At 52.5% G+C, this 1,759-nt stretch carries 3 protein-coding genes and 1 tRNA gene; 3 read left to right on the forward strand and 1 reads right to left on the reverse strand.

Features of this window, described 5'->3' with window-relative positions; all coding sequences use genetic code 11:
- Positions 1-40: 40 nt before the first annotated feature.
- From VLA04_06030 to VLA04_06040, 3 genes are all read left to right on the forward strand, one after another.
- Positions 41-535 (forward strand): hypothetical protein, encoded by a 495-nt coding sequence (locus tag VLA04_06030; GenBank protein HSI21216.1) that lies wholly within the window; start codon positions 41-43, stop codon positions 533-535.
- Positions 536-660: 125 nt separating this feature from the next.
- Positions 661-750, forward strand: a tRNA-Ser gene (locus tag VLA04_06035).
- A gap of 273 nt (positions 751-1,023) precedes the next feature.
- Positions 1,024-1,311, forward strand: a complete 288-nt coding sequence (locus tag VLA04_06040) for a hypothetical protein (GenBank protein HSI21217.1) — start codon at positions 1,024-1,026, stop codon at positions 1,309-1,311.
- 79 nt (positions 1,312-1,390) lie between these two features.
- On the opposite strand, the gene VLA04_06045 is transcribed toward VLA04_06040, so the two are convergent.
- Positions 1,391-1,759, reverse strand: a 369-nt coding sequence (locus tag VLA04_06045; GenBank protein ID HSI21218.1) for a nucleotide kinase domain-containing protein, incomplete at its 5' end; no start/stop codon positions are given.

The following is a 1,759-nucleotide window of genomic DNA, read 5'->3' on the forward strand; positions in this document are numbered from 1 at the left end:
GATTTTGTCCAGATCTAGGCACTGGGGGTATACTGTTTGTATGGAACCGCAAACAGCCGAGGCAGTAATTGCGCAGTGGGAACAACCTGAACGGGTTGGCATCCTTTCTAATAAGGGCGGTACCCGCAAGCTACTCCTTATGGCGAGCCCCCTTGCCGTAGTCTTAGTCCTGTTGGCAATCTGGCAGCGTCAGCTTAATTTTGCCCTGGCCGCGGCAGTGCTCTTGGTAGCCATTTTCGCAGTGCGCTCACAGAGCAAGTCATCCTCCCTCACCATTGCCGTTACCTCTCTCCGCATTGTGGTGGGAAAACGTGAGCACATGGTAAGTGAATTGGCAGGTTTCTGGCTCTCAGATCAGGGCGATGTAGTGGAAATAAACCTAGAGGGAAAGAAGCCCGGCCTTCTGCCAATCACCTTCCTTGCCCCTGCACCATCTATGAACGAAGCCCGTGAGATTATGTCCCAGGTTCTGCAGGAATTAGAGCCTCGGGAAAAGCGCTTTGGCGACAGCGTCGGTAGCTACTTCCGTTTATAGCCTCTTTTTGGTAGGCTCAGATGTGCACTGTACATTCCTCATTCGGAGAGGTATTGATTGCTTCGCAATCGATACTCGCTCCTCACTCGGAACTGTACAATGTGAACATTGTACCTTCCTCATTCGGAGAGGTGGCTGAGTGGTCGAAAGCGGCACACTGCTAACGTGTTATACCCGCAAGGGTATCCAGGGTTCGAATCCCTGCCTCTCCGCCAAAGAAAAGAAGAGTCCCCTGGACTCTTCTTTTCTTTGCGTCGAGGTGTGGGATTAGGTTCCTAGGTTCGACTTCTCCCATACCATGCTCCGCGGAGCGGAGAGAGAAGTTAGCGCAACGCTTCTAGCGCGCTTCAGAGCGCGAATGCGTTGAAAGCGCAAGAAAGTGAGCGTCCCATCCCTGCCTCAAACAAAACCCAAGGGTCAGCAAATAACACTTGCTATAGCAGGTTTCACTTGCTATTGTTCCCCTACCATAGGAGGCTCCCTTAAAAATGCCTGAAGACAACGGCTCCGGAAACGACAGCGCCAGCATGTACGCCGGCGGCAACCTATCGAAACTGGGTGACTTCCCACTCACCCTGATCATCGCCCGCGAAGGAATCCCCAAACAGATCAAGAGGCAATCCTTCGAGATCCTAGTGGAGCGGGGTTCCATCAACCGGGAGAACCTGGAATCGATCATTCAAAACGATGCCCTCGAGTTCCTGCACGGGGTGGCCACCAAGCTTCTCGCGCAGTTCAACGAAACGGTTCCCGAACACCCCCCGCACACTTCCTAGCACCCTAAGAGCAGACCCCGGTCTGCTCTTTTTTATGCTTCCGCCGATGATTCGCAAAGCCGCATGATCCCCACCTCTCTTAACGACGTACCCTCCACTTTGGCGGGAAAAAATACTCAACGCGTTGCGGGTTCTCCGCAAACTTGGCTTTCATCCTCACCCTGTTACTCGCTACTTCTGGAAACTTCACCCGCGCATATTTGTCAGTCTCGCAAAACAAGCCTTGGCAGTCTATCGCATGCAGCGGGCGTCCCCAGAGGTTTTTGAAGTCCAACCCCAACCTTTCAAACTCCTCTTCTTGATGTTCAACCATCCACATAATGACTTCTGCAGGAGAGTGGTCACCAATACTGGTGAAGCACTTCTTAATCCCACGGACTGCACCTGGCCCTGGCACGGTAAAATCGTTCTCACTAAAATCAAACAGCTCTGAATAGTTGAGGTCGAT

It is taken from the genome of Verrucomicrobiia bacterium, assembly GCA_035460805.1.
Taxonomy (GTDB): Bacteria; Patescibacteriota; UBA1384; order CAILIB01; family CAILIB01; genus DATHWI01.

Bases quoted from the DNA above. Each gene is read 5' to 3' on its own strand.
- VLA04_06030 (HSI21216.1), top strand. From the start codon at position 41: ATGGAACCGCAAACAGCCGAGGCAGTAATTGCGCAGTGGGAACAACCT.
- VLA04_06040 (HSI21217.1), top strand. From the start codon at position 1,024: ATGCCTGAAGACAACGGCTCCGGAAACGACAGCGCCAGCATGTACGCC.